Source organism: Inquilinus sp. CA228, from assembly GCF_052078665.1.
Taxonomy (GTDB): domain Bacteria; phylum Pseudomonadota; class Alphaproteobacteria; order DSM-16000; family Inquilinaceae; genus Inquilinus.
In genome coordinates, this window is record NZ_JBQJIK010000155.1 from 2,501 (window position 1) to 5,631 (window position 3,131).

The 3,131-nt window shown below is 58.3% G+C and carries 1 tRNA gene and 2 rRNA genes; all 3 read left to right on the plus strand.

Annotated features, from left to right (window positions below):
* Positions 1 to 8: 8 nt before the first annotated feature.
* The 3 genes from ACTOWL_RS37480 (at position 9) to ACTOWL_RS37490 (ending at position 3,129) form a co-directional block, all read left to right on the plus strand.
* Positions 9 to 2,748, plus strand: a 23S ribosomal RNA gene (locus tag ACTOWL_RS37480).
* 120 nt (positions 2,749 to 2,868) lie between these two features.
* Positions 2,869 to 2,984: ribosomal RNA gene (gene rrf, locus ACTOWL_RS37485) — 5S ribosomal RNA — on the plus strand.
* A 68-nt stretch (positions 2,985 to 3,052) separates the two neighbouring features.
* Positions 3,053 to 3,129, plus strand: a tRNA-Met gene (locus ACTOWL_RS37490).
* Positions 3,130 to 3,131 lie beyond the last annotated feature (2 nt).

The following is a 3,131-nucleotide window of genomic DNA, read 5'->3' on the forward strand; positions in this document are numbered from 1 at the left end:
GAAGCTGAGATCAAGCGTTTAAGGGCATCTGGTGGATGCCTTGGCACTGAGAGGCGATGAAGGACGTGGCACGCTGCGATAAGCTGCGGGGAGGGGCGAGCACCCTTTGATCCGCAGATCTCCGAATGGGGAAACCCACCGCGCAAGCGGTATCCGGCACTGAATCCATAGGTGACGGAAGCGAACCCGGGGAACTGAAACATCTCAGTACCCGGAGGAAAGGACATCAACCGAGACTCCGTTAGTAGTGGCGAGCGAACGCGGACCAGGCCAGTGATCACATCTACATAACCGGAACCGTCTGGAAAGTCGGGCCATAGCGGGTGATAGCCCCGTACGGGTAAACCGGGTGTGATCCATGAGTAGGGCGGGACACGTGAAATCCTGTCTGAACATGGGGGGACCACCCTCCAAGCCTAAGTACTCCTCAGTGACCGATAGTGCACCAGTACCGTGAGGGAAAGGTGAAAAGCACCCCGACGAGGGGAGTGAAAGAGACCTGAAACCGGATGCCTACAAGCAGTCGGAGCGGGCTTGTCCCGTGACGGCGTACCTTTTGTATAATGGGTCAGCGACTTAGCGTGTGCAGCAAGCTTAAGCCGAGAGGTGTAGGCGCAGCGAAAGCGAGTCTGAATAGGGCGACAGAGTTGCACGCGTTAGACCCGAAACCGGGTGATCTAGCCATGGCCAGGTTGAAGGCGGGGTAACACCCGCTGGAGGACCGAACCCACGTCCGTTGAAAAGGCCGGGGATGAGCTGTGGCTAGGGGTGAAAGGCCAATCAAACTCGGAAATAGCTGGTTCTCCGCGAAAGCTATTGAGGTAGCGCGTCGGATGATTACCGCGGGGGGTAGAGCACTGGATGGGCTAGGGGGTCGCGAGACCTACCAAACCTAACCAAACTCCGAATACCCGTGAGTACAGTCCGGCAGACAGACGGTGGGTGCTAACGTCCATCGTCAAGAGGGAAACAACCCAGACCACCAGCTAAGGCCCCCAAATCGTGGCTAAGTGGGAAAGGATGTGGGACAGCGTCGACAACCAGGAGGTTGGCTTAGAAGCAGCCATCCTTTAAAGAAAGCGTAATAGCTCACTGGTCAAGCCGTCCTGCGCCGAAGATGTAACGGGGCTCAAGCCACGTGCCGAAGCTGTGGGTGCTCGAGCGATCGAGCGCGGTAGCGGAGCGTTCCGTAGGCCTGCGAAGGTGTCTCGCGAGAGGCGCTGGAGGTATCGGAAGTGCGAATGCTGACATGAGTAGCGACAAACAGTGTGAGAAACACTGTCGCCGAAAGTCCAAGGGTTCCTGCGCAAGGTTAATCCACGCAGGGTGAGCCGGCCCCTAAGGCGAGGCCGAAAGGCGTAGTCGATGGGAACCAGGTTAATAGTCCTGGGCCTGGCAGAGGTGACGATGGCCGTAAGTTGTATTCCCTTATCGGATTGGGAGTGCAGCGAAGGACATCCGGGAAATAGCCCTGCCGTATAGACCGTACCCGAAACCGACACAGGTGGACTGGTAGAGTATACCAAGGCGCTTGAGAGAACGATTGTGAAGGAACTCGGCAAATTGCCCTCGTAACTTCGGGAGAAGAGGGCCCCATATCTGGGCAACCAGGTATGGGGGGCACAGACCAGGGGGTAGCGACTGTTTAACAAAAACACAGGGCTCTGCGAAGTCGACAAGACGACGTATAGGGTCTGACGCCTGCCCGGTGCCGGAAGGTTAAGAGGAGAGGTGCAAGCCTTGAATTGAAGCCCCGGTAAACGGCGGCCGTAACTATAACGGTCCTAAGGTAGCGAAATTCCTTGTCGGGTAAGTTCCGACCTGCACGAATGGCGTAACGACTTCCCCACTGTCTCCACAGTCGACTCAGCGAAATTGAATTCTCCGTGAAGATGCGGAGTACCCGCGGCTAGACGGAAAGACCCCGTGCACCTTTACTATAGCTTTGCAGTGGCGTTAGGAATGACATGTGTAGGATAGGTGGGAGGCTTTGAAGCTCAGGCGCCAGCTTGGGTGGAGCCAACCTTGAAATACCACCCTTGTTGTTCTTGACGTCTAACCGAGCCCCGTGATCCGGGGCCGGGACCCTGCATGGTGGGTAGTTTGACTGGGGCGGTCGCCTCCCAAAGAGTAACGGAGGCGCGCGATGGTGGGCTCAGAACGGTCGGAAATCGTTCGACGAGTGCAATGGCATAAGCCCGCCTGACTGCGAGAGCGACGGTTCGAGCAGAGACGAAAGTCGGCCATAGTGATCCGGTGGTCCCGCGTGGAAGGGCCATCGCTCAACGGATAAAAGGTACGCCGGGGATAACAGGCTGATACCCCCCAAGAGTCCACATCGACGGGGGTGTTTGGCACCTCGATGTCGGCTCATCACATCCTGGGGCTGGAGCAGGTCCCAAGGGTATGGCTGTTCGCCATTTAAAGTGGTACGTGAGCTGGGTTCAGAACGTCGTGAGACAGTTCGGTCCCTATCTACCGTGGGTGTTGGAATATTGCGAGGAGCTGTCCCTAGTACGAGAGGACCGGGATGGACGCACCTCTGGTGCACCGGTTGTGACGCCAGTCGCATCGCCGGGTAGCTATGTGCGGACGGGATAACCGCTGAAAGCATCTAAGCGGGAAGCCCCCCTCAAAACCAGTATTCCCTATCAGAGCCGTGGCAGACGACCACGTCGATAGGCCGGGTGTGTAAGCGCAGCAATGCGTTGAGCTAACCGGTACTAATCGCTCGATCGGCTTGATCTCAGTCGGAGGCGCCGCCCTTAGGGGCACTGCTTCCCACCGCGCGCAGCGGCAATCGCCCTGCCCGCAACACCCCTCTGCCCGCAGCAGCATTCATCCCAACACACGAGTGGGCTTCGTCGACCTGGTGGCCATAGCGAGGGCCCCAGCACCCGATCCCATCCCGAACTCGGCCGTGAAACCCCTCAGCGCCAATGGTACTGTGGCTCAAGCCACGGGAGAGTAGGTCGCCGCCAGGTCCACCAAGCCCACTCGTCGTCCCAAGAACACTCTTCGCATCCTCTCCTCAATGCCCTCTCACCACCCCCGCGGGGTGGAGCAGCCCGGTAGCTCGTCAGGCTCATAACCTGAAGGTCACAGGTTCAAATCCTGTCCCCGCAACCAAC